The organism is Pseudoxanthomonas broegbernensis, from assembly GCF_014202435.1.
Classification (GTDB): domain Bacteria; phylum Pseudomonadota; class Gammaproteobacteria; order Xanthomonadales; family Xanthomonadaceae; genus Pseudoxanthomonas; species Pseudoxanthomonas broegbernensis.
The window spans coordinates 1-22954 of the sequence record NZ_JACHGU010000007.1 but is presented as its reverse complement, the minus strand read 5'-3'; the positions used below and the strand labels follow the sequence as shown (position 1 = coordinate 22954).

23 protein-coding genes are annotated in these 22954 nt (G+C 72.4%); 15 read left to right on the top strand and 8 right to left on the bottom strand.

The window, feature by feature from the left end:
- The first annotated feature begins 55 nt into the window (after window positions 1-55).
- Window positions 56-337 carry a YkgJ family cysteine cluster protein gene (locus HNR76_RS12910; protein ID WP_249065683.1) on the top strand — a complete coding sequence of 94 codons (282 nt, stop codon included), beginning with the start codon at window positions 56-58 and terminating at the stop codon, window positions 335-337.
- Between the two features lie 124 nt (window positions 338-461).
- A complete protein-coding gene (locus HNR76_RS12905) occupies window positions 462-1100 on the top strand; it encodes a hypothetical protein (RefSeq protein ID WP_162311514.1) in 639 nt (212 codons plus the stop codon).
- 8 nt (window positions 1101-1108) lie between these two features.
- On the opposite strand, the gene HNR76_RS12900 is transcribed toward HNR76_RS12905, so the two are convergent.
- Window positions 1109-1663 (bottom strand): gamma carbonic anhydrase family protein, encoded by a 555-nt coding sequence (locus tag HNR76_RS12900; RefSeq protein WP_162311513.1) that lies wholly within the window; start codon window positions 1661-1663, stop codon window positions 1109-1111.
- A 149-nt stretch (window positions 1664-1812) separates the two neighbouring features.
- On the opposite strand from HNR76_RS12900, the gene xth reads away from it, so the two are divergent.
- Window positions 1813-2583 carry an exodeoxyribonuclease III gene (xth, locus tag HNR76_RS12895; RefSeq protein WP_162311512.1) on the top strand — a complete coding sequence of 257 codons (771 nt, stop codon included), beginning with the start codon at window positions 1813-1815 and terminating at the stop codon, window positions 2581-2583.
- A 66-nt stretch (window positions 2584-2649) separates the two neighbouring features.
- Here the strand turns inward: xth and HNR76_RS12890 are convergent, their stop codons facing one another.
- Window positions 2650-2901, bottom strand: coding sequence for a GlsB/YeaQ/YmgE family stress response membrane protein (locus tag HNR76_RS12890; protein ID WP_162311511.1), 252 nt, complete (start codon window positions 2899-2901; stop codon window positions 2650-2652).
- Between the two features lie 120 nt (window positions 2902-3021).
- Here HNR76_RS12890 and HNR76_RS12885 point away from each other — a divergent pair, with 120 nt between their 5' ends.
- From HNR76_RS12885 to cls, 9 genes are all read left to right on the top strand, one after another.
- Window positions 3022-3627 (top strand): 4'-phosphopantetheinyl transferase family protein, encoded by a 606-nt coding sequence (locus HNR76_RS12885; protein ID WP_162311510.1) that lies wholly within the window; start codon window positions 3022-3024, stop codon window positions 3625-3627.
- A 301-nt stretch (window positions 3628-3928) separates the two neighbouring features.
- Entirely contained in the window at window positions 3929-4570 is a 642-nt protein-coding gene (gene rsmG, locus HNR76_RS12880) for a 16S rRNA (guanine(527)-N(7))-methyltransferase RsmG (RefSeq protein ID WP_162311509.1), read from the top strand.
- Window positions 4571-4627: 57 nt separating this feature from the next.
- Entirely contained in the window at window positions 4628-5428 is an 801-nt protein-coding gene (locus HNR76_RS12875) for a ParA family protein (protein WP_162311508.1), read from the top strand.
- Entirely contained in the window at window positions 5425-6342 is a 918-nt protein-coding gene (locus tag HNR76_RS12870; RefSeq protein WP_162311507.1) for a ParB/RepB/Spo0J family partition protein, read from the top strand. The genes HNR76_RS12875 and HNR76_RS12870 overlap by 4 nt, the downstream gene beginning before the upstream one ends.
- 325 nt (window positions 6343-6667) lie before the next feature.
- On the top strand, window positions 6668-7390 hold the full coding sequence (locus tag HNR76_RS12865; protein ID WP_162311506.1) for a glycosyltransferase family 2 protein: 723 nt from the start codon (window positions 6668-6670) through the stop codon (window positions 7388-7390).
- Window positions 7390-7737 (top strand): lipid-A-disaccharide synthase N-terminal domain-containing protein, encoded by a 348-nt coding sequence (locus HNR76_RS12860; RefSeq protein ID WP_162311505.1) that lies wholly within the window; start codon window positions 7390-7392, stop codon window positions 7735-7737. Before HNR76_RS12865 ends, HNR76_RS12860 begins: the two co-directional genes overlap by 1 nt.
- Before the next feature lie 316 nt (window positions 7738-8053).
- Window positions 8054-8290 carry a 50S ribosomal protein L28 gene (gene rpmB / locus HNR76_RS12855; RefSeq protein WP_162311504.1) on the top strand — a complete coding sequence of 79 codons (237 nt, stop codon included), beginning with the start codon at window positions 8054-8056 and terminating at the stop codon, window positions 8288-8290.
- A 13-nt stretch (window positions 8291-8303) separates the two neighbouring features.
- Complete coding sequence (gene rpmG / locus HNR76_RS12850) at window positions 8304-8468, top strand: 50S ribosomal protein L33 (protein ID WP_162311503.1); 165 nt, start codon at window positions 8304-8306, stop codon at window positions 8466-8468.
- A 352-nt stretch (window positions 8469-8820) separates the two neighbouring features.
- Complete coding sequence (cls, locus tag HNR76_RS12845; protein WP_162311502.1) at window positions 8821-10236, top strand: cardiolipin synthase; 1416 nt, start codon at window positions 8821-8823, stop codon at window positions 10234-10236.
- Window positions 10237-10244: 8 nt separating this feature from the next.
- On the opposite strand, the gene HNR76_RS12840 is transcribed toward cls, so the two are convergent.
- Genes HNR76_RS12840 through HNR76_RS12830 form a run of 3 tightly spaced genes read right to left on the bottom strand, consistent with a single transcriptional unit; the run spans window position 10245 to window position 14586 of the window.
- The gene (locus tag HNR76_RS12840) at window positions 10245-10772 is read right to left on the bottom strand and encodes a gluconokinase (protein ID WP_246429140.1); all 528 of its coding nucleotides are present in this window, start codon (window positions 10770-10772) and stop codon (window positions 10245-10247) included.
- Complete coding sequence (locus tag HNR76_RS12835; protein ID WP_162311501.1) at window positions 10769-13198, bottom strand: GH36-type glycosyl hydrolase domain-containing protein; 2430 nt, start codon at window positions 13196-13198, stop codon at window positions 10769-10771. The genes HNR76_RS12840 and HNR76_RS12835 overlap by 4 nt, the downstream gene beginning before the upstream one ends.
- Window positions 13195-14586 (bottom strand): MFS transporter, encoded by a 1392-nt coding sequence (locus HNR76_RS12830; RefSeq protein WP_162311500.1) that lies wholly within the window; start codon window positions 14584-14586, stop codon window positions 13195-13197. Before HNR76_RS12830 ends, HNR76_RS12835 begins: the two co-directional genes overlap by 4 nt.
- A gap of 165 nt (window positions 14587-14751) precedes the next feature.
- Between HNR76_RS12830 and HNR76_RS12825 the strand changes: the two genes are divergently transcribed.
- The 3 genes from HNR76_RS12825 to HNR76_RS12815 all read left to right on the top strand — a co-directional run bounded on the left by HNR76_RS12825 (window position 14752) and on the right by HNR76_RS12815 (window position 21281).
- On the top strand, window positions 14752-18201 hold the full coding sequence (locus HNR76_RS12825; protein ID WP_162311499.1) for a hybrid sensor histidine kinase/response regulator: 3450 nt from the start codon (window positions 14752-14754) through the stop codon (window positions 18199-18201).
- A gap of 168 nt (window positions 18202-18369) precedes the next feature.
- Window positions 18370-20166 (top strand): copper resistance system multicopper oxidase, encoded by a 1797-nt coding sequence (locus HNR76_RS12820; protein ID WP_162311498.1) that lies wholly within the window; start codon window positions 18370-18372, stop codon window positions 20164-20166.
- On the top strand, window positions 20163-21281 hold the full coding sequence (locus HNR76_RS12815; protein ID WP_162311497.1) for a copper resistance protein B: 1119 nt from the start codon (window positions 20163-20165) through the stop codon (window positions 21279-21281). Before HNR76_RS12820 ends, HNR76_RS12815 begins: the two co-directional genes overlap by 4 nt.
- Window positions 21282-21329: 48 nt before the next feature.
- Here the strand turns inward: HNR76_RS12815 and HNR76_RS12810 are convergent, their stop codons facing one another.
- The 3 genes from HNR76_RS12810 to HNR76_RS12800 all read right to left on the bottom strand — a co-directional run.
- Window positions 21330-21698 (bottom strand): hypothetical protein, encoded by a 369-nt coding sequence (locus HNR76_RS12810; protein WP_162311496.1) that lies wholly within the window; start codon window positions 21696-21698, stop codon window positions 21330-21332.
- Window positions 21699-21807: 109 nt separating this feature from the next.
- Entirely contained in the window at window positions 21808-22563 is a 756-nt protein-coding gene (locus HNR76_RS12805) for a hypothetical protein (RefSeq protein WP_162311495.1), read from the bottom strand.
- A gap of 207 nt (window positions 22564-22770) precedes the next feature.
- Window positions 22771-22954, bottom strand: a 184-nt coding sequence (locus tag HNR76_RS12800; RefSeq protein WP_221301496.1) for a hypothetical protein, incomplete at its 5' end; no start/stop codon positions are given.

The window sequence follows — 22954 nt, the reverse complement described above, 5'->3', positions numbered from 1 at the left end:
CGCCGCCGCGGCGATTGCCCAGCGCGGCGCGGCGCCAGCCCCTACACTGCGCCGGGTGGACATCTCCCCTTCCGGCCGCGACCCGGCCTGCCGGCCCGGCTGCGCGGCCTGCTGCACGGCGCCGTCGATCGCCTCGCCGATTCCCGGCATGCCGCAGGGCAAGCCCGCCGGCGTGCCGTGCCTGCAACTGGACCCGTCGCTGCGCTGCCGCCTGTTCGGCCGGCCCGAACGGCCCGCGTTCTGCGCCTCGCTGCGGCCCGGCCCGGAGATGTGCGGCGCCAGCCGCGCCGAGGCGATGTCCATCCTGGCCGCGCTGGAGGCGGCGACCGCGCCCTGACCGCCCCGCGCGGCGGTCCCGCCCGGTGAGCGCGCGCCCCCCTCGCAACATCCACGCAACTGGCCTACCATCGCCATGGCCTCACTCATGGACGAGGCGCACCACCACTTGAGGAGATCATGGAATGATCGTCTGGGGATCGGGCGGGGACGTCGTGCAGCTCGGCGCGGCCGGCACGCACGACTGCGGCACCTGCCAGGCGCCGCGCGAGTACCGGCACCTGCTCAACTACCGCTACGCGCACATCTGGTACCTGTTTGCCTGGGTCACCGAAAAGAACTACTTCACCGCCTGTGCCGTGTGCGGACGCGGCCGGCGCCACGACAGCGGATCGTTCGAACGCCAGTTGGGGCGCGTGCCGATCCCGATCCATCGCCGCTTCGGCGGCCTGGCGCTGCTGGGCGTGGCCGCCATCGTGGCGGTGGCCGCGCTGGCCGGCACCCGGTTTTCCGGCCACCGCGACGCGCAGATGCTGCTCAGCCCGCACGTGGGCGACGTCTACACGGTCGACCTGCAGGCGCTGGTGCCGGACGGGTTCGGGCGGCACGCCTGGGGCCTGATGCGGGTGACGGCGGTCGATGGGGACGACGTCACCCTGCAGGTACCCAGCGTGGGCTACAGCCGGTTGGAGGGCGCCCGCCGCAACCTCGGCCGGCAGGCCAGCGACGCGGGCTACTACTCCACCGACAGCCTGCAGTATTCCACCGCACAGTTGCAGCGGTTCCGCGACGGCGGCCGGATCACCAACGTGCACCGGCGCTAGCGGCGCCGTCAGGTTCCGCCTGGCACCGGCGCCTGCAGGTAGCGGTCCTTGAGCCGCACGTACTGCGCGGCCGAGTAATGCAGGCTCTCGATCTCCCGGTCGGTCAGCCGGCGCGCGAAGCGGGCCGGGCTGCCCAGCCACAGCTCGGCCTCGCCGACGGTCTTGCCCGGCCCGACCACCGCGCCGGCGCCGACGAACCCGTACCTGCGCACCGTCGCGCCATCGAGGATGCGCGCGCCCATGCCGATCAGGCACAGGTCCTCGATGGTGCAGGCGTGGACGATGGCGCCGTGGCCGACGGTCACGTCCGCGCCGATCAGCGTGGGGTATCCGGCCGCGTTGTACGGGCTGTGGTGGCTGACGTGGACGATGCTGCCGTCCTGGATGTTGGTGCGCGCGCCGACACGGATGAAATTGACGTCGCCGCGCAGCACGCAGGCCGGCCACACCGAGGCGTCCTCGCCCAGCTCGACGTCGCCGATGACGGTGGCGGCCGGGTCCACGTACACGCGCTCGCCCAGTGCGGGAAGCTTGTCCAGGTAAGGACGCAGGGAAAGGTTCATGGCGCGATTGTACCGATGCGGCGGCCGCAGACCCGGCACGCGCGGCGCGTGCGGCCACGCCGACGCCGGTTCCCGCACCGGCCCGCGCATCCGCGCCGCGGCACGGGCCGGCGGCTATGCTAGCGGCCCGCACCGCAGCGCTTCCGTCCATGAAAATCGCAAGCTGGAACGTCAATTCGCTCAACGTGCGCCTGCCGCACCTGGAACAGTGGCTGCGCGGCTTCGCCCCGGACGTGGTCGGCCTGCAGGAGACCAAGCTGGAGGACCACCGCTTCCCCGACGACGCGCTGGCCGCGCTGGGCTACCGCAGCGTGTTCTCCGGGCAGAAGACCTACAACGGGGTGGCGATCCTGGCGCGCGAGGAGCCGCGCGACGTGGTGGTCGGCGTGCCCGGCTTCGAGCACGAGCACCGGCGCGCGATCAGCGCCACGGTGGGCGATGTGCGCATCGTCAACCTGTACGTGGTCAACGGCCAGGACGTGGGCACCGACAAGTACGCGCTGAAGCTGGAGTGGCTGGCCGCGGTGCACCGCTGGCTGGCCGAGGAAGCCCGCGCGCACCCGAGGCTGGTGGTGATGGGCGACTTCAACATCGCCCCGGACGAGCGCGACGTGCACGACCCGGCGGTGTGGCACGAGGGCCACATCCTGACCTCGGCCGCCGAGCGCACCGCGCTGCGCGGCCTGCTCGGCCTGGGCCTGCACGACGGCTACCGCCTGCTGCATGCCGACGGCGGCGTGTTCAGTTGGTGGGACTACCGCCAGGCCGCGTTCCGCCGCAACCTGGGCCTGCGCATCGACCTGACCCTGGTATCGGAGGCCCTGCGCCCGCAGGTGGCGGCCGCCGGCATCGACCGCGAGCCGCGGACCTGGGACCGCCCCAGCGACCATGCCCCGGCCTGGGTGGAACTGGCCCGCTGACGGCCCCGAAAACGCGAAGGCCCGGCATGGCCGGGCCTTCGTTGCCTCTACCGTGGCGGTCGGTCCTCAGCGCACCTTGCCGCGGGTGAACAGGTTCACGATCGCCAGCAAAATGATCGCGCCGATCAACGAGAACAGGAAGGTACGTATGGTGATGGCCTCGTTGATGCCGCCGCCGAACAGCCAGCCGGCCAGCAGCGCCCCCACGATGCCCACCACGATGTTGAGCAGGATGCCCTGCTGCCCGTCGCGCTTCATGACCAGGCTGGCAAGCCAGCCGACGATACCGCCTACGATCAACCAGATGATGATGCCCATGCCGTGCGCCTCCTCAGGTCAACGGAATCCGCTCCGACTCCCGGAGCGTACGCAGCCATCAAACCCGTGCCCGCGTGAAGGAGCCGTGTTCCCGCGATACGGGCGCCGCGGAGGACGCCGATGAGCGACGTTCAAGCGCCCGGCGCCTGGCGTTTCGGCCCGGTGCGGGTCCAGGCCCTGCCGCACGTGCCCGGCCGCCGCGGCGAACCGCAGGCGCGCGGCGTGCTCGCCGGCTGGCTGGGCCAGGACGCCGACGCGCTGCCGCTGGTGCGCGACGACCACGGCCGGCCGCATCTGCGCGCGCCGTTCGACGACCGCGATGCCGGCTGGAGCCACAGCGGCGAGCGCCTGCTGCTGGCCCTGGGCCGCGGCGTCACCCTGGGCGTGGACCTGGAACGCCTGCGCCCGCGCCCGCGCGCCCTGGAACTGGCCGAGCGCTTCTTCGCCCCGGCCGAGGCCGAACGCCTCCAGGCCCTGGCCCCGGAACGCCGCGAACCGGCCTTCCTGCGCCTGTGGTGCGCCAAGGAAGCGCTGCTGAAGGCGCACGGCCGCGGCCTGGCCTTCGGCCTGCACCGGCTGGAGTTCGGCAACACGGACGATCGCGACCACGCGCCGCTGCGCCTGCTGGCCTGCGACCCGGAACTGGGCGATCCCGCGCACTGGCAGTTGCGCGAATGGATTCCCCAGCCCGGCTACCTCGCCGCCCTGGCCTGGCGCCCGCGCTGACTCCGCGGCGGCCGCAGGCGGGCGCCAAGCTGGAGCCGGTCCCTGGAGAAGGGATGGCCCCGGCATGTGCCGGCACTTGTAGATGCCGGGTGTAGCCGGCGACCGCGACGCGGCCCTGTCGCCGACTGCAGCCGGCGCCGGCAAGGAAGCGAAAAGTTGGCCTGTGGGAATGTCCTCGGCGCGATGCCTTCCACCGTGCCGCGGTTTCGCCGTGCACGCCATCGCGTTCGAGCGGCATTTCCAAGCCACGGCCTCCACGCACGACGAGCGCCCCGGTTCCCGCATCGGCGATACTGCCCGCATGGATGCCCCCGCCTTTTCCGACGCCCTGCGCCAGCGCCTGGACGATGGCCTGGACGCGCTGGGCCTGGACCGCGCCCTGGCCGCGCCGCTGCTCGACTACCTGGCCCTGCTGCTGCGCTGGAACCGCACCTACAACCTCACCGCCATCCGCGACCCGGACGAGATGGTCACCCGCCACCTGCTCGACTCGCTGGCCATGCATCCCCATGTCCGGCCGGGCCGCCTGGCCGACCTGGGCACCGGCCCCGGCCTGCCCGGCATCCCGCTGGCGATCGCGCGCCCGGACCTGCAGGTCTCCCTGGTGGAGAGCAACGGCAAGAAGGCCCGCTTCCTGCGCGAGGCGGTGCGCCAGCTCCGGCTCGGCAACGCGCGGGTGGCCGAGTCGCGCGCCGAGGCGCTGGACGAACCCGGCGCCTACGCCCAGGTCACCGCCCGCGCCCTGGACACCCTGGCCGGCATCGTCGCGGTCGGCGGCCACCTGCTCGCGCCCGGCGGGCGCCTGCTGGCGATGAAGGGCGTGCACCCGGCCGCGGAGATCGCGGCCCTGCCCACCGGCTGGGCCGCGCTGGCCGTGCATCCGCTGTCCGTGCCCGGCCTGGAGGCCGAGCGCCACCTGGTCGAGGTGGGCCGGGCGGCGTGAAACCCGCATAATGGCCCGTCCCGGACCCCCGCGCGTCCCCGTCCCAAGGCATTCCGCATGGCCCGCATCATCGCCATCGCCAACCAGAAAGGCGGCGTAGGCAAGACCACCACGGCCGTCAACCTGGCCGCCGCGCTGGCCCGCGCGCCCAAGCGCGTGCTGCTGGTGGACCTGGACGCCCAGGGCAACGCGACCATGGGCAGCGGCGTGGACAAGCGCGAGCTGGAGGCCTCGGCCTGCGACGTGCTGCTGGGCGAGCGCGACGCGCGCTCCACCGTGGTCTCCACCGCCGAGGACTTCGACCTGCTGCCGGGCAACACCGACCTGACCGCCGCCGAGATCCAACTGATGGAGGTCGACGGCCGCGAGCGGAAGCTCAAGGACGCGCTGGAGCCTTTGCGCGGCGACTACGACTTCATCATCGTCGACTGCCCGCCCGCGCTGTCGCTGCTGACCCTCAACGCGCTGACCGCCGCCGACTCGGTGATCGTGCCCATGCAGTGCGAGTACTACGCGCTGGAAGGGCTGAGCGCGCTGATGGAGACCATCGACGCCCTGCGCCAGCACCTGAACCCGGCGCTGGAGATCGAAGGGGTGCTGCGGACCATGTTCGACGTGCGCAACAACCTGGCCAACGCGGTCTCGGCCGAGCTGACCGAGCACTTCGGCGAGCGCGTGTTCCGCACCATCGTGCCGCGCAACGTGCGCCTGGCCGAGGCGCCCAGCCACGGCCAGAGCATCGTCGGCTACGACCGCGCCTCGCGCGGCGGCGTGGCCTACCTGGGCCTGGCCGGCGAGGTCATCCGCCGCCAGCACGAGCGCCAGCGCGCGCCGCGCCCGGTGGAGGCGGTCCGATGAGCGCGGCCAAGAAGCGCGGCCTGGGCAGGGGCCTGGAGGCCCTGCTCGGCCCCAAGGGCATGGCCGGCGCCGCGGCGCCGGCCGCGGTGGAGCAGCCGCAGCCGGGCGACGTCATGCGCACCCTGCCGGTGGAGCGGCTGCAGCCGGGCAAGTACCAGCCGCGCCGCGACATGGACCCGGGCAAGCTGGACGAGCTGTCGGCCTCGATCCAGGCCCAGGGCGTGATCCAGCCGATCGTGGTGCGCCAGATCGGCAAGGACCGCTACGAGATCGTGGCCGGCGAGCGCCGCTGGCGCGCCTCCAAGCTGGCCGGCCTGTCCGAGGTGCCGGTGGTCCTGCGCGAGCTGGACGACCGCACGGTCATCGCCATGGCGCTGATCGAAAACATCCAGCGCGAGGACCTCAACCCGCTGGAAGAGGCCCAGGCGCTGCAGCGGCTGATCGACGAATTCTCCCTGACCCACGCCGAGGCCGCCGCCGCGGTGGGCCGTTCGCGCGCGGCGGTGTCCAACCTGCTGCGCCTGCTCGACCTGCCGCCGGCGATCCGCGCCCTGGTCGAGGCGCGCCGGCTGGAGATGGGCCACGCCCGCGCCCTGCTCACCCTGTCCCCGGAGCTGGCCGGCAAGCTGGCCCACGAAGCCGCCGAGAACGGCTGGTCGGTACGCGAGGTCGAGCATCGCGCCCAGCAGTTCGCCGCCGGCAAGGTGCCGGCCGGCAACGGCGCGCGCAAGGCCAGGGCCGCGCGCCCGCAGCAGCCGGACATCGCCTCGCTGGAGACCGAACTGTCCGAGAGCCTGGGCGCGAAGGTGGCCATCGCCCACGCCCGCAGCGGCAAGGGCCGGCTGGTGATCCACTACACCGACCTGGACACCCTGGACGGCGTGCTGGAACGCCTGCGCAACCGCCAGGGCTGAGCGGCGGGAGCGGCGGCGCCCGCCCGCCGACCATCTACTGCGCCCAGGCCAGTCGCCCGCGGAAGGCTCCCGGCCCCCGGGAGGCATCGCCACACCCGGTCCCCACCCACACGCATCGCCCGGCGCGGGGGATTCCGACATTTCGCCGACCAGGGCGGTCCTAGACTCGTGTCCCGTGCCCGCACCGGGCGCACCGCGGCCGGCGGCGCCCCGATGCGGCCTCGTCCGAGCGCCGCGTGCGATGCTTTATCGGGCAATCACCTTTATCGGGCAATCACCCGGCCGCGCGAGAATGCACGGCGCCCTCCACTTCCGTCCCTCCCTCATGAACCAACCGCAGTTGTCCGTCGTCGTCCCGGTCTTCAACGAGCGCGACAACGTCGCCCCGCTGGTCGGCGAGATCCTCGCCGCCCTGCGCGGCCGGCTGGCGTTCGAGATCGTCTGCGTCGACGACCATTCGCGCGACGACTCACTGCCGGTGCTGGCGGCGCTGAAGGCGCAAGTGCCGGAGCTGCGGGTGCTGCACCATGCGATCCGGAGCGGGCAGAGCACCGCCGTGCGCAACGGGGTCAAGGCCGCGCGCGCGCCCTGGGTCGCCACCCTGGACGGCGACGGCCAGAACGACCCGGCCGACATCCCCAAACTGCTGGCCGCCCGCGACGCCGCCGCGCCGCAGGTCAAGCTGCTGGCCGGCTGGCGGGTGGAGCGGCGGGACTCCGGCTCCAAGCGCCGGGCCAGCCGCTGGGCCAACCGCATCCGCGCGCGCCTGCTGGGCGACGACACCCCCGACACCGGCTGCGGGATCAAGCTGTTCGAACGCGCCGTGTTCCTCGACCTGCCCTATTTCGACCACATGCACCGTTACCTGCCGGCACTGGTCCAGCGCGCGGGCTGGACGACCCTGAGCGTGCCGGTGAACCACCGCCAGCGCACCGCGGGCGTGTCCAAGTACACCAACCTGGGCCGCGCCCTGGTCGGCGTGCGCGACCTGCTGGGCGTGTCCTGGCTGATCGCCCGCAGCCGCCGCACGGACGTGGAGGAGCGCTGATGGACCTGGAACTGCACTGGCTCGACCAGCCGATCCGCTGGCTGTTCTGGACCGGCCTGCACGTCACCGGCTGGAAGCTGATCGGCTACACGGGCGCGCTGATGTTCGGCGGCCGCTGGCTGGTGCAGTTCGTCGCCTCGCGCCGGGCCGGCAAGCCGGTGATCCCGCGCCTGTTCTGGTACATGAGCGTGCTCGGCAGCCTGATGACCCTGAGCTACTTCCTGTTCTCGGCCAAGCAGGACTCGGTGGGCGTGCTGCAGAACCTGTTCCCGGCCTTCACCGCGATCTACAGCCTGCACCTGGACATCCGCCACCGCGGCTGGCGGCGGGACAAGGCCGCCTTGTAGGAACCGGGCATGGCCGGCGACCCGGCGCCGAAGCCCGGGATGGCCAGGCATGCAGGCGCCGGCCACGCCCGCCTCCTGCATGGGCCGGCACCCGCGCGCGGCCCCGAATCCGGTTGCAATCAGTCACTTGGGGCCGCATAATGCGCGGCTCGCTGCGTCCGGTCGTTTCCGGATCCTGCGGCCCGGGAACGCGATCCGGGGCCGCGACCGCGGTCGATCCCTTCCTGCATCGCGTGCGCCGCGTCCCTTCCCGGGCACGGTCGCGGGGCCGCCGTCTCCCGGGCTATGGGCGACAACCAGACCTTTCGAGGTGCGTATGTCCCGAGTTTGCCAAGTCACCGGCAAGGGCGTGCAGACCGGCAACAACGTCTCGCACGCCAACAACAAGACCCGCCGCCGTTTCCTCCCCAACCTGCACGAGCGCCGCTTCTGGGTGGCCTCGGAGAACCGTTGGGTGAAACTGCGCGTTTCCGCCGCCGCCCTGCGCACCATCGACAAGAACGGCATCGACACCGTCCTGGCCGAGCTGCGTGCACGCGGCGAGAAGATCTGAGGAGTAAGCGACCATGGCATCCAAGCGCGACAAGATCCGCCTGACCTCCTCGGCCGGCACCGGCCACTTCTACACGACCGACAAGAACAAGAAGAACACGCCGAACAAGATCGAGATCAAGAAGTACGATCCGGTCGTTCGCAAGCACGTGATCTACAAGGAAGGCAAGATCAAGTGACGCAGCGGCGCGTTCGCCTGCGAACGCCCGTGCCGCCGCGCCATCCCCGGGGCTTCCGGTCTTGCGGGAAGGGCCGTCCGGCCGCCGAACGGCCAATCGTCCAATGCCTTGGGAAAGCCCGCCACCCGGCGGGCTTTCTTTTTCCGCGGATGCCGTTCGGCGGCCCCCGCCCCGGTGGGACCCCCGGTGCCCGCCGGGCCGCCACCCCGCATCGAGGCACATCGCCCGGCGTGGCGCGATACGAAGCACCCGGCGGCCCGCGTGGCCGCGCCGCAGTCCGCCCGCCCGGCTTTGCGCCCGGCATCGGCTGCCCGCAGAATCCGCCCATCCTCCGCCTCCATCCGCCCCACCCATGACGGATTGGTCGTTCGGCACCGCGCTGCTCGTCCTGGACTGGCTGATCCGGCTGGCCGCGCTGTGGTGGATCCCCAGCCGCACCACCCCGGCGGCCGCGCGCAGTTGGCTGCTGCTGGTCGGCTTCGTGCCGCTGCTGGGCCTGCCGCTGTACCTGCTGTTCGGCCATCCGTGGCTGTCGCGGCAGCGCATCCTGCGCCAGGCGCAGGCCTCGCAGGCCGTGCGCACGGGCCAGGTGCCGCAGCAGGCGCTGCGCTGGCACCCGCCGGCCACCGGCCCGGCGGCCGAGGCGGTGCCCCTGGTCGAGCGCCTGGGCGACTTCATGCCGGTGCGCGGCAACGCGGTGGACCTGCTGGACGACTACGACGCCTCGCTGGCCGCGCTGGTGGCCGACATCGACGCCGCCCGCGAGCGCGTGCACCTGCTGTACTACCTGATGTTCGACGACGGCGCCGGCGCGCGGGTCGCCGACGCGCTGGCCCGTGCCGCCGCGCGCGGGGTGCGCTGCCGGCTGCTGCTGGACGCGGTGGGCGCCAAGCGCGGCTACCGGCGCTTCGCCGGGCCGCTGCGCGCCGCCGGGGTGGAGGTGGAGCAGATGCTGCCCGGCGGCCTGCGCTGGCGCCGCAGCGGGCGCATGGACCTGCGCAACCACCGCAAGGTCGCGGTCATCGACGACCACGTCGGCTACATCGGCTCGCAGAACCTGGCCGACGACGCCTTCGTGCCCGGCCACCCCAACCGCGAGCTGGTCGCCCGCGTGCGCGGCCCGGTGGTCTCGCACCTGGAGGCGGTGTTCGCCAGCGACTGGTACCTGGAGACCGGCCAGGCGCTGGAGGTCTCGCCGCAGCGGCCGGTGCACGCGCAGGACGTGGCCGCGCAACTGCTGCCCAGCGGCCCGGCCTATCCGTTCGGCAACGCCCGCGACACGGTCAACGCGCTGATCCACCTGGCCCAGCACCGGCTGGTGCTGGTCACGCCCTACTTCGTGCCCGACGACGCCACCGTCGGTTCGCTGCGCATCGCCGCGCTGTCCGGGGTGGAGGTGCAACTGGTGCTGTCGGCCAGCAACAACCAGCGGCTCACCGCCTGGGCGCAGCACTCCTACTACGAGGAACTGCTGCAGGCCGGCGTGCGCATCGCCCTGTACCACCCGCGCTTCCTCCACGCCAAGCACCTGAGCGTGGACGATTCGATCGCCCTGATCGGCTCGATCAACCTGGACATCCGCTCGTTCGCGCTCAACGCCGAGGTCGGCATGGTCTGCTACGACCGCGGCGTGGTCGCGCGGATGCGCACGATCGAGGACGAATACCTGGCCGATGCCGAGCAGGTCGACCTGTCCGCCTGGCGCGCGCGCCCTCCCTGGAGGCGCAGCCTGGAAGGGCTGGCGCGCCTGGCCGACTCCTTCATGTGAGGCGCGTCCTACGGGGGAGCGGCCACGGCGGCCAGCGCGCGCTGCAACTGTTCCTCGGGCGACAGCGCGGCCGCCAGCTCGACCACGTCCGCCTCGCCCACCGGCTCCTCCAGGGTGGCGAACTGGCTGTCCAGCAGCGTCACCGGCATGTAGTGGCCGCTGCGCGCGCGCATGCGCGCGGCGATCAGCCCCGCGTCCCCGTGCAGGAACAGGAAGCGCAGCGGCAACCCGGCTGCGCGCAGCATGTCGCGGTGCCCGCGGCGCAGGCCGGAGAAGGCCAGGGTGACCCGCTCGCCGGCGGCCACCCGGCGCGACAGGTCGGCGGCGATGCGTTCCACCCAGGGCCGGCGCATGGCGTCGGTCAGCGGCTGGCCGCTGGCCATGCGCGCCTTGGCTTCGTCGCTGTGAAAGTCGTCCGCATCGAGGAAGGTGGCGTCCCAGGCCGCGGCCAGCGCGCGCGCCAGGGTGGTCTTGCCGCTGCCGGACACGCCCATCGCCACCGCCACGCGCACCGCGCTCCCCCCGCCTGCGTTCATGCGCCCGCGCCCGCGGCGATGGCCGCATCCGGCGCAGGCGCCCGCGGCAGCTCCACCCGCACCTGGTAGCGGCGGCCGGGCGCGATGGCGGTAAGGACCTGCCCGTCCAGCCATTGCCCGTCCACGCGCACCCGCGGTTGCGCCAGGCCGTCCACGCGCTCGATCTCCACCTCGAACTCGGCGCCGCGGAAGCGCCGCCAGGCCCGTGCGCGCGGCCAGTGCGAGGGCAGTTGCGGGGCGATGCGCAGGCCCTCGCCTTCCCCGCGCAGGCCGAACAGCGCCTCCACCAGGCAGCGGTACATCCAGGCCGCGGTGCCGGTGTTGAACAACTGGCTGGAGCGGCCGGCGGTGCGCGGATGCAGGCGCCAGGCGCCGCGGTAGTAGTTGGGCACGAACACCGGCAACTGGCCGCGGCGCACGCAGTCGTCCAGGTCCGGGCCGGACAGCATCGCCCGCAGCACGCCCCAGGCGCGGTCCGATTCGCCGGCCTGGTAGAGGCCGTGCAGGTAGAAGGCGGCGGCGTGGTTGTACACCGCGCCGTTCTCGGCCGAGCCGGGGAATTTCTGGGTCAGCCGGCCCACGTCCTCGCGCATGCCGGTATAGGGCGGGTCGAGCATGGCCACGCCGCTGGGCGAGACCAGTTGCGCGTCCACCGCGGCCAGCAGGCGCTCCCGGCGCGGCGCGTCGGCCGCGCCGCTGAGCATGGCCCAGCTCTGCGGGTTGAGGTAGATGCGGCCCTCGGGGTCGGCGCTCACGCCGAAGGCCACGCCGTCGTCGGTGATGCCGCGGCCGTACCAGTCGCCGTCCCACAGGTGCGCGTTGACCGCCGCGTTGAAGGCCTCCGCGCCCTCGCGGAAGGCTTGCGCGCGGTCGCCGCGCCCGTGTCGCTCGCAGATGCCGGCCCACAGGTTCAGGGCGTGGGCGCTGGCCAGCGACAGCCACCCGGACACGCCGCGCCCCTTCCAGCCGACCATGTTCATCGGGTCGCACCAGTCGCCCTGGGCGATGTAGCTGAGCCCGCGCTCGTCGCGCTGGGCCAGCAGCCAGCGCATGGCCCGGTCGATGCGCTCGGCGACGCTGGCGGCGCTGCCTTCGCGGTCGGTCACCGGCGCATCCAGCAACGCGTCGTCGCCGGTCTCGTCCAGGTAGGCCTGCAGGCACACCGGCAGCCACACGCAGTGGTCGGTGTGCGGCACCTGGTTGATGTACTTCAGCTCGGCGCCTTCCACCAGCAGGATGCCGTCGGGCATGGCGCCGCTGGGCTCCTGCTGCGACAGCGCATGCAGGAAGGCCGCGCGCGCCGTGTCCGGCCGCAGGTAGGCCATGCCCATGTGATCCTGCAGGTAGTTGCGGGTCTGCGGGTCGGTGGTCAGGCGGTTGGAGTCGCCGTGGTAGTAGACCTGGCGCGGCAGCCAGTGGTTGGCGAAATCGTCCAGCCACGGGTCGGGCGTTTCGATGCGCAGGCAGCCGCGGGCGCCCTCCAGGTATCGGGCGTAGGCCGCGGACGCATCGGCGAAGCCGGACGCGGACAGGTGGCGCTCGCGCAGGGCGGCGACCTGGGCGTCGTCGCGGGCCGGGCCGAACAGGAAGCGGTATTCCTCCTGCGCATCCGCCGCCAGGCGCATGCGGTACTGCAGCGCGGCGGTCGGCGTCTCGTACAGCGCGTCGCCGCCGGCCAGTTGCTCGACGCCGGCGATGGAGGAGGGCGCGTGCAGGCCGCCCGCGCCCTCGAACGCGGCCTGGTTGGCCTCCCACGCGTCGGGCGCGCGCTCGTGCAACAGCACGGTACGGTCCATGAAGTCGCGCTGGCGGAACCAGTCGGCCACCTTCTGGTACGGGGCCACGCTGGCGCAGACGATGCCGCCCAGGTCGGGCCGGTAGACGCCGGACTGGTTCATCCACGACATGTAGCCGACCGGGAAGTACGGGTACAGGCTGATCCGCCGCGGCCGACCGGAGCGGTTGCGCACGCGCACGGTCCACAGCTCGGCCACCTCGTCCAGCGGCAGGGCCACGGCCATCTCCACCTCGATGCCGTTGTTGCTCACCGTCCAGGCCACCTGGCCCAGGCCGACGGAGAAGGCGAACGCATCCGCTTCCCGGTTCACCGGCGCGTGCGGCACGGAGAACAGCAGGCCGCTGTCCTCGTCCTTGACGTAGCAGAAGCGCCCGGGGTGGTGCGCGTAGTACGGCTGCTCCGGCTGCATGAAGGTCTTGGCCTCCAGCATCGGCGCGTGCGCGTACTTGGCCGGCTCGGGCTGCATGAACTGCGCGGTGGTGTAGCCGCGGCAGTTGAGCTGCAGCAGCATGCGCCGGTTCCACAGGAAGGTGGACGCCTGCGGCATGGCGGTGGGGCTGGCCAGGACGAAGCGCCGGCCCTGCTCGACGAAGCCGTAGGGCGCCGGAGCATGTGGACCGGCGTTCATGCCGCCGCCTCGCGCCGCGCGCGCAGCTCGTCCTGCACCCGCGCCAGCGCCGCGTCGTCCAGCGGGTAGGCGCGCATCACCCAGGCCGCCAGCAGCGCCACCACGCCGGGGATCACGGTCAGCAGCAGGACGATGCCCAGGCGCGAGGCGTCGGACTGGGCCTGGTTGGCCACGTAGCCCATCGCCGCCAGCATCCAGGCGATGGCGGCCGAGGCCACCGCGCCGCCCAGCTTCTGCGAGAACGTGGCCGCGGCGAAGGTCATCGCGGTGGCGCGGCGGCCGGTCTTCCACTCGGTGTAGTCGGCGCAGTCGGCGTACATGGAGAAGGCCAGCGGCGACTTCGGCCCCAGCAGCAGGCCCACCAGGGTGTTGAGCGCCAGCATCGTCCAGATCTGCTCCTTGGGCAGGAAGTACATCGCGCAACTGATCAGGCCCACGCCGACCATCAGCCAGATCATCGCGCTGCGCTTGTCGACGAAGCGGGTCAGCACCGGGGTCAGCGCCGCGCCGGCGGCCAGGGCCAGCGAGTAGCAGCCCAGGAACAGGCCGGTCAGCTCGGGCCGGTCGACGTGGTACTTGAGGTAGTACACCAGCGTGCCGCTGCGCATCACGATGGTGACCATGATCACCAGCGCCAGCACGAACAGCACCCGCCACGGCTTGTTGCGCAGCAGGTCGGCGATGTCCTGGCGCACGGCGCTGCGCTGCTGCGGCGGCGGCTCGATCCGCTCGCGCGTGGTCGCGAACACCACCAAGAACACGACCGCGGCCACCGCCCCGTACAGGCCCAGGGTCAGTTGCCAGCCCAGCGGCTCGTCGCCCCGGCCCAGCCAGCGCACCAGATCCAGGGTCAGCCAGTTGACCAGGGTGGTGCCGGCGAAGGCGGCGATGAAGCGGAAGCTGATCAGGGTGGTGCGCTGCTGGCTGTCGGCGGTCATGACCCCCGACAGCGCCGAGTACGGCATGCTCAGCACGGTGTAGGCCAGCATCATCAGGGTGAAGGTGGCATAGGCCCACAGCAGCCGGCCGCCGCCGTCCAGGTCCGGCACGGTCCAGGTCAACACGCCGGTCAGCGCCAGCGGCAGCGCGCCATAGAGCATGTACGGCCGGAACCGGCCGAAGCGGGTGCGGGTGCGGTCGGCGATCGCGCCCATCAGCGGGTCGGTCACCGCGTCGACCAGCTTGGTGACCAGCATCATGGTGCCCACCGCGGCGGCGGCCAGGCCCATCACGTCGGTGTAGAAGATCAGCAGGAAGGCCGAGATGTTGGCCCAGTACAGGTTGAAGCCGAAATCGCCCACGCCGTAGCCGATCTTCTCGCGCAGCGGCAGGCGCTCGGCGGCCGCGCGCGGATGTGCGGCCGTGGCCACGTTCTGGTTTTGCTGCATGCCCCTCGCCCCGGAAACCGGCATGCCGGCGCACCATGCGCGCATGCTACGGCACTGTCTGACAGCGCTGTCGAGCTTGCCGGTATTGCGCCGCGCAGGCAAGCGGCCGGCGAATGCCGCCCATGCGGGCAGTACACTCGCCCGGTCAAGTGACGGAGAGCGGCCTTGGTCCCGAGCTGGATCCTGCTGCTGGTGTCGGTCGGCTACGCCGCGCTGCTGTTCACGGTGGCCTGGTTCGGCGACCGCCGTCCGATGTACCCGGATCGCCCGTGGCTGCGCCCGGTGGTCTACAGCCTGGCGCTGGCGGTGTACTGCTCGTCGTGGACGTTCTACGGCGCGGTCGGCAGCGCGGTGCGCAACGGCATCGGCTACCTGCCCATCTACCTGGGTCCGCTGCTGCTGCTGCTGTTCGGCTGGCGCATCATCGAGCGCCTGGCGCTGATCGCGCGCAGCCAGAACACCGTCTCCATCGCCGACTTCATCTCCGTGCGCTACGGCCGTTCGCGGCGGCTGGCCACGCTGGTGGCGGTGATCGCGCTGATCGGCGTGGTGCCCTACGTGGCCCTGCAGTACAAGGCGGTGGCGATGAGCCTGTCGGTGCTGTCGGGCCAGGAACCTGGCCAGGCGGGCATGGTGGCCGACCCGGCGCTGTACGTGGCCTTGCTGATGGCGCTGTTCGCCGCGCTGTTCGGCACCCGCCAGGTCGACGCCACCGAGCACCACCACGGCATGATGCTGGCCATCGCCCTGGAGTCGCTGGTCAAGCTGGTGGCGATGGTGGCGGTGGGCGTGTTCGCCTGGATGTGGCTGGACGGGAACGGGCTGCGCATCGCCGACTCGGCGCACACCCTGTTCCAGCAGGCGCCGCCGGTGGGCTTCGTCTCCCAGACCCTGCTCGGCTTCCTGGCCATCGTCTGCCTGCCGCGCCAGTTCCAGGTGGCGGTGGTGGAATGCGGCGACGTGGCCGACATCCGCAAGGCGCGCTGGATGTTCGGCGGCTACCTGCTGCTGATATCGGTGATGGTGGTGCCCATCGCCGCCGCCGGCGTGGCCCTGTTCGGCAGCGGCGGCGAGGTCGCCAGCGATACCTTCGTGCTGGCCCTGCCCCTGGCCGGCGGCCGCGACGCGCTGGCCCTGGTCGCCTACGTGGGCGGCTTCTCCGCCGCCACCGGCATGGTGATCGTGGCCAGCATCGCCTTGGCGACCATGGTCAGCAACGACCTGGTGATGCCGGTGCTGCTGCGCCGCGGCTGGGGCGAACGCCACGCCGCGGCCGACGTGGCCTCGCTGGTGCTGTGGGTGCGGCGGGCCTCGATCCTGCTGCTGTCGCTGTGCGCGTACGGGTACTACCGCTGGATCGGCGGCGACACCACCCTGGCCGCCTACGGGGTGATGGCCTTCGCCGCGGTGGCCCAGTTCGCCCCGGGCCTGATCGGCGGCCTGTACTGGCGCGGCGCCAGCCGGCGCGGGGTGGAGTTCGGCCTGCTGGTGGGCTTCGCCACCTGGCTCTACACCCTGCTGCTGCCGGCGCTGTCGGACTCGGGCCTGTTCCAGGCGCGGTGGATGCACGAGGGCCCGTTCGGCCTGGGCTGGCTGCGGCCGCAGCAGTTGTTCGGCCTCAGCGGCTGGGACGCGCTGACCCATGGCACGTTCTGGTCGCTGCTGCTCAACAGCGCGGTGCTGATGGTGGTGTCGGTGCGCGGCCGCCCGGGCGTGGACGAGCGCCTGCGCATCGCCCCGTTCCTGGACCCGTACGCCGAGCGCCAGACCCTGGCCCAGGGCGAATGGACCGGCAACGTCAGCATCGGCGACCTGCAGGCGCTGGCGGTGCGCATCGTCGGCGAGCGCCACGCCCGGCGCGCGTTCTCCGAGCAGGCCGTCGCGCTGGGCCGCGACCTGCACGCGGCCGCGGCGGCCGACCGGGCGTGGATCCAGTTCACCGAGCGCCTGCTGGCGGCCTCCATCGGCGCGGCCTCCGCGCGCCTGGTGCTGACCAGCGCGCTGCGCGGCTCGGGCATGGAGCTGGGCGAGGTGGTGGCGCTGCTGGACGAGGCCGGGCAGGAGCTGCGCTTCAACCGCCAGATCCTCTCCACCACGCTGGAGAACATCAGCGCCGGGGTCAGCGTGGTCGACCCGGAGATGCGCCTGGTGGCCTGGAACCGCCGCTACCAGCAGATGTTCGGCTACCCGGCCGGGATGCTCTACGTCGGCCGCCCGGTCGCCGACCTGATCCGCTACAACGCCCAGCGCGGCGACCTGGGCGATGGCGCGGTGGAGGAGCACGTGCACAAGCGCATCGAGCACATGCGTGCCGGCAACGCCCACGTGTACGAGCGCGTGCGCGCGGACGGCAGCGTGATCGAGATGCGCGGCCAGGCCCTGCCAGGCGGCGGCTATGTCACCAGCTACAACGACATCACCGCGTTCAAGCATGCCGAGCAGGCCCTGCGCGAGGCCAACGAGACCCTGGAGCAGCGCGTGGCCGCGCGCACCCGCGAGGCCGAGGACGCGCAGTTGTCGCGCACCCGGTTCCTGGCCGCGATCAGCCACGACGTGCTGCAGCCGCTCAACGCCGCGCGCCTGTTCGCCTCGGCCCTGCGCGACGGCGGCCAGCCGCCCGAGGAGCAGCGGCACCTGGCCGAGCGCGTGGACGCCTCACTGCGCGCGGCCGAGGAACTGCTCGACGGCCTGCTCGACGTCTCCCGCCTGGACACCGGTGCGCTGCAGGCCGACCCGACCGTGTTCGACGCCGGCGAACTGCTGCACGAGCTGGCCGCCCAGTACGCCCCGGTGGCCGCCGGCCGCGGCCTGGACCTGCGCGTGCGCGCGCGCACCTGCACGGTGCGCAGCGACCGCCGCCTGCTGCGCCGCGTGCTGCAGAACTTCCTCGCCAACGCCCTGCGCTACACCCGCCAGGGCCGCATCGTGCTGGGCATGCGCACGCGCGGCGGCGACGTGGTGCTGCAGGTCTGGGACAGCGGCCCGGGCATCCCCGGCCAGCACATGCGCCAGATCTACGACGAGTTCCATCGCTACCAGCAGCCGTTCGACTGGGGCGAGCGCGGGCTGGGCCTGGGCCTGTCGATCTGCCAGCGCATCTCGCGCCTGCTCGGCCACGCGCTGGACGCGCGCAGCGAAGTGGGGCGCGGCAGCATGTTCTCCATCGCCGTACCGCAGGCGGCCGCCGAGCCGGCCGCGCCGCCGCCGCCGGTCCTGCCCACGCCGGGCACGCTGGGCGGCCTGCGGGTGCTGTGCGTGGACAACGACAGGGAGATCCTCGACGGCATGCGCGTGCTGCTCGCGCGCTGGGAGGCGACGGCGATCACCGCCAGCACGGTGGACGAGGCGCTGGCGCGGATGGCCGACAGCGCCCCGCAGGCGATGCTGGTGGACTACCACCTGCACGACCGCCTCGACGGCCTGGAGACGCTGGACGCGCTGCGCCAGGCCGGCGGCGCCCTGCCCGGCGCGCTGCTCACCGCCGACGGCCGCGACGAACTCAAGCGCCAGGTGCGCCTGCGCGGGTACCAGTTGCTGACCAAGCCGGTGAAGCCGGCCTCGCTGCGCGCCTGGCTGGCCGCGCAGGTGCCGGCCGCCGAGCGCACCGAGGCCTGAGCCGGACGCTGGGCGAGCGCGCCGCGGCGACGCAGCGGACCGGCCGCCCGGCGCTTGACCTTGATGCGGCTCCAGGGTGTGCAATGGCGGCCGCCGTTTCCGCCCCCGACCTTTACCCCGACCATCGGCACCGGCGCATGCAGGCCCGCGCGATCCGCTGGAATCCCCATGACCGAAAACTTCCCGCCTTCCCCGCCCCCCTCGCTGCCGCGCCGCCGCTTCGTCCAGGGCCTGGCCCTGGCCGGCCTGGCCGGCGGCGCCGGGCTGCTGCGCATCCCCGCGCACGCCGGCGGCACCGCCATTCCGGAAACCCTGCACGGCACCGATTTCGACCTGGCCATCGGCGCCAGCGAGGTGAACATCACCGGCCGGCCGCGGCAGGCGATCACCGTCAACGGCCGCCTGCCCGCGCCGACCCTGCGCTGGCGCGAGGGCGATACCGTGAGCGTGCGCGCAAGCAACCGCCTGGCCGCCGCGCCGACCTCGATCCATTGGCACGGCATCCTGCTGCCGGCCAACATGGACGGCGTGCCGGGCATGAGCTTCGACGGCATCGCCCCGGGCGAGAGCTGGCTGTACCGGTTCACGCTCAGGCAGTCGGGCACCTACTGGTACCACGGCCACTCCATGTTCCAGGAACAGGCCGGCCTGTACGGCGCGATCGTGGTCGACCCGCTGCAGCCGCCGCCGTACCGCTACGACCGCGAGCACGTGCTGCTGCTCTCCGACTGGACCGACCTGGCGCCGGACGCACTGTTCCGCCGCCTGAAGAAGGCGCCCTCCTACGACAACCACTACAAGCGCACCGCCGGCGACTTCCTCCGCGATGCGCGCCAGGACGGCCTGCGCGCCACCCTGGCCGACCGCGGCGCATGGGGCCGGATGCGGATGACGCCCAGCGACCTGTCCGACGTCAACGGCCACACCTATACCTACCTGCTCAACGGCATCGCCCCGGCCGGCAACTGGACCGGCCTGTTCCGGCCCGGCGAGAAGGTGCTGCTGCGCCTGATCAACGCCGGCGCGATGACCTACTTCGACGTGCGCATCCCCGGCCTGAAGATGACCGTGGTCGCCGCCGACGGCCAGTACGTGCACCCGGTGACGGTGGACGAGCTGCGCATCGCCGCCGCCGAGACCTACGACGTGATCGTCGAGCCTTCCGGCCAGGACGCCTACACCCTCTTCGCCCAGGACATGGGCCGCACCGGCTTCGCCCGCGGCACCCTGGCCGTACGCCATGGGCTGGCCGCGCCGGTGCCCGTGCCCGACCCGCGCCCGCTGCTGACCATGGAGGACATGGGCCATGGCGCGCATGCCGGCCACGACGGCGAAGCGGCCGGGCACGGCTCCGGCGGCCACGGGGCGGCCATGCACGGCGGCCATGGGCCCGCCGCGCACGGCGATGGCGGCACGCACGCCGGCCACGCCGCCGCGGCCATGCATCCGGCCAGCGAGCGCGGCAACCCACGGGTGGACATGCAGTCCGCGCCCACCGGCCCGCGCCTGGACGACCCGGGCATCGGCCTGCGCGGCAACGGCCGCCGCGTGCTGGCCTACGCCGACCTGCGCAGCCTGTTCGACGACCCCGACGGGCGCGATCCCGGCCGCGAGATCGAGCTGCACCTGACCGGGCACATGGAGAAGTTCGCCTGGTCGTTCGACGGCATCCCGTTCTCCGGCGCCGAGCCGCTGCGCCTGAACTACGGCGAGCGCCTGCGCATCGTCCTGGTCAACGACACCATGATGCAGCACCCGATCCACCTGCACGGCCTGTGGAGCGACGTGGAGGACGTGCAGGGCGGCTTCCAGGTGCGCAAGCACACCGTCGACATGCCGCCGGGCACGCGCCGCAGCTACCGCGTGCGCGCCGACGCGCTCGGCCGCTGGGCCTACCACTGCCACCTGCTCTACCACATGGAAGCGGGGATGATGCGCGAGGTGCGGGTGGAGGAGCGGGCATGAGCGCGCTCGCACCACGGCCTGCGCGGGTCGCGCTGGCCGGCGCCGTCCTCCTGGCCTGCACCCCGGCGTGGTCGCACGCGCAGGCCGGCGATGCGGGGCGGCCCGTACCGGCACCGCAAGACCCGGCGACTCGCCCCGACCCGCATGCACACTCCCTGCACGACGTCGCCGCCGACCCGCACGCCGGCCATCGGCACGGTGCCGCGCACGACTCGTCCGGCAACCGCCGGGACGAGCCCGTGCCGGGCGTATCCGCTGCGACGGACCCGGCAACCCGCGCCGGTCTTCATGCCGGCCACCGGCAGCCCGCCCAGGACGACGCGCGCGCCACGCATGCGCACCATCCCGCCGTGCAGGGACCCTCGGCGCGCACCGCAGCCGTGGCGGTACCGGCCATGACGCCGCATGCGCCCGTCCCGCCGCCGACCGAGGCCGACCGCGCGGCCGCCTTCCCGCCACTGCACCATGCCCACGCCCCCCATGGCGAGGGCATCCACAGCCTGGTCCGCTTCGATCGCTTCGAGGCCTGGGACGCCACGTCCGGTCGCGGCCAGGCCTGGGAAGGCAGCGCCTGGATCGGCGGCGACGTCCGCCGCCTATGGCTGCGCAGCGAGGGCGAGCGCGAACATGGCCGCACCGATTCGGCCCACCTGGAAGCGCTCTACGGCCACGCCATCGGCCCGTGGTGGGACCTGGTGGCCGGCGCGCGCCACGACTTCGCACCGGGTCCGTCGCGGACCCGGGCCGCCATCGGCGTGCAAGGGCTGGCGCCGTACAAGTTCGAAATGTCGGCCATGGCCTACCTCGGCGACGGCGGCCGGGCGGGCTTCAGCGTCGAGGCCGGGTACGAACTGCTGCTGACCCATCGCCTCATCCTGCAGCCGACGCTGGAGGCGGAACTGAACGCCGGGAGCGATCCCCGGCGCGGCATCGGCTCGGGCCTGTCCTCCGTGGAAGCCGGCCTGCGCCTGCGCTACGAGATCACCCGCCGCTTCGCCCCCTACATCGGCCTGGCCCACGAACGCGGCTTCGGCGGCACCGCCGACCATCGCCGCGACGAAGGCGGGCCGGCGGGCCGGACGCGCTGGGTGGCCGGCGTGCGCGGGTGGTTCTGAGCCAGCGACGCCGCCTCGCGCTTGCATCTCCCGAAAAGGGCGATGTCTCTAGCGCACCCGCAGGTTGGGCGCCGGATGCGGGGCGTACCGCTGCATGTGCTTGGGAGCCTTGATCCGGCGAGAGAGCACGTAGCCGTCCCGGCGGTCCAGCAGCACCTCCACCTTCATGCCTTGCGCGTCGAACCCCTTCGCCTTCAGCAGCAGGTCGCGGACCTCAAGCTCGGTCACGTGCGCCATCTCGCCGGCCGCGATGCGCTCGAGCTGCTCGAAGGGCAGCACCGCCGCGGTCGGCTGGACCACGCCCTCGTGGTATGCGGGCCCGGGCTGCCCGGTTTGCGCGGCTGCCCCGTGGACGAACAGTCCCGAGGCGGCCGCCGACAGGAGTGCGATGGATACGTACTTGAACCATGCAGTCATGACGTGACTCCAGATCATCTGCCGCAATTCGGCCGATCCTGTATACCCATGTGCACCTGACAGCCGCCGCATCCATGCTGTCAGGTCGGCGTCAGCTTCCCGGCCATCCCTAGTACTTGTACTCCAGCACGACCTTGTAGGAGACCTGCTCTTCTCCGCGCCTGTTGGTGAGCGTGCTTCCGACAAGCCCCTGCACCTCGAACGCCGCGGTGGGCCTCCACTTGGCGGCCACGTTGGACCGGACGTGGTAGCGGCTTGCGCGATCCACCGGCGTATCGGCGAACACATCCACCCCGAGCACCCATGCCGGGCCGGGCACATGCTCGACCAGCCCTCCCACGCCCCAGAGCCGCTGGCCGTGGTCGCCGCCCAGCACGTGGGTGTAGCGCACCTCGCCGGTATAGGTCGTCGCATCGACCGTCCGGCTCGCTCGAAGCGGAAGCTCGACGGCATGCCTGCCGCGCCCGATTCCCTTGCGGTCGTCGCCCACCGGCACGCCGAGCTTGGGCTCGACGAGCCATGCGAGCCCGGTCGGGGACTCCCGGGCCAACTGGTACTTCAACTTGACGTCCAGGTCGCGCGCGCCGGATGCGCGGTACCCGGGGCGATCGATCACGCCATAGCCGTGGGACACCTCGAACGACATCCTCTCGTTGACGGGATGCGCATAGCCCAGCACGGGGCGTGCCCATACCCGGGCGCCGGAACTATCGCGCAGCGCCACCTCCGCCTTGACCTTCCTCTTGCTGTCCACGCCCGTCCCCCCGACTTCCCAAGGGCCCGCGTTCGCTTCCTGCAGCAGGGCCGAGCCCGCGAGGACGATGACCAACAGCCCCATCCCGCGCCCGGTTTTCACTTTTTGCATCACATCCGATCCCTCTCGACGACGTTCCTTCCATGTGTAGCGTCATCGACCTGATATCCCACTGATGCGAGGCGTCAGCCAGGCTGCGGATCGCGGGGAACAGGGGCCGTCCATGACGCGTCGCCGGGCTTGCCCGGCACGCGCAGGCGATGCCGGCACGCTTCGACCGGACGACGATGCCGGGACGAAAGGCGGCGCGGCGTATCGCTATTTCTTCGCGCGCACCGTGCTCTCGAAACGGCTCTGGTAGCGGCGAGCGGCGGCCTTCTTGGTTTCCTCTCGCTCCAGTTCTTCACGCTGCCGGATCTGCGCGTCGACGGCGGCGATGGCGGTCATGTTGAGGATGCGGCGCGGGCTGGCGCTGGTGGTGAGGATGTGCACCGGCTTGCCG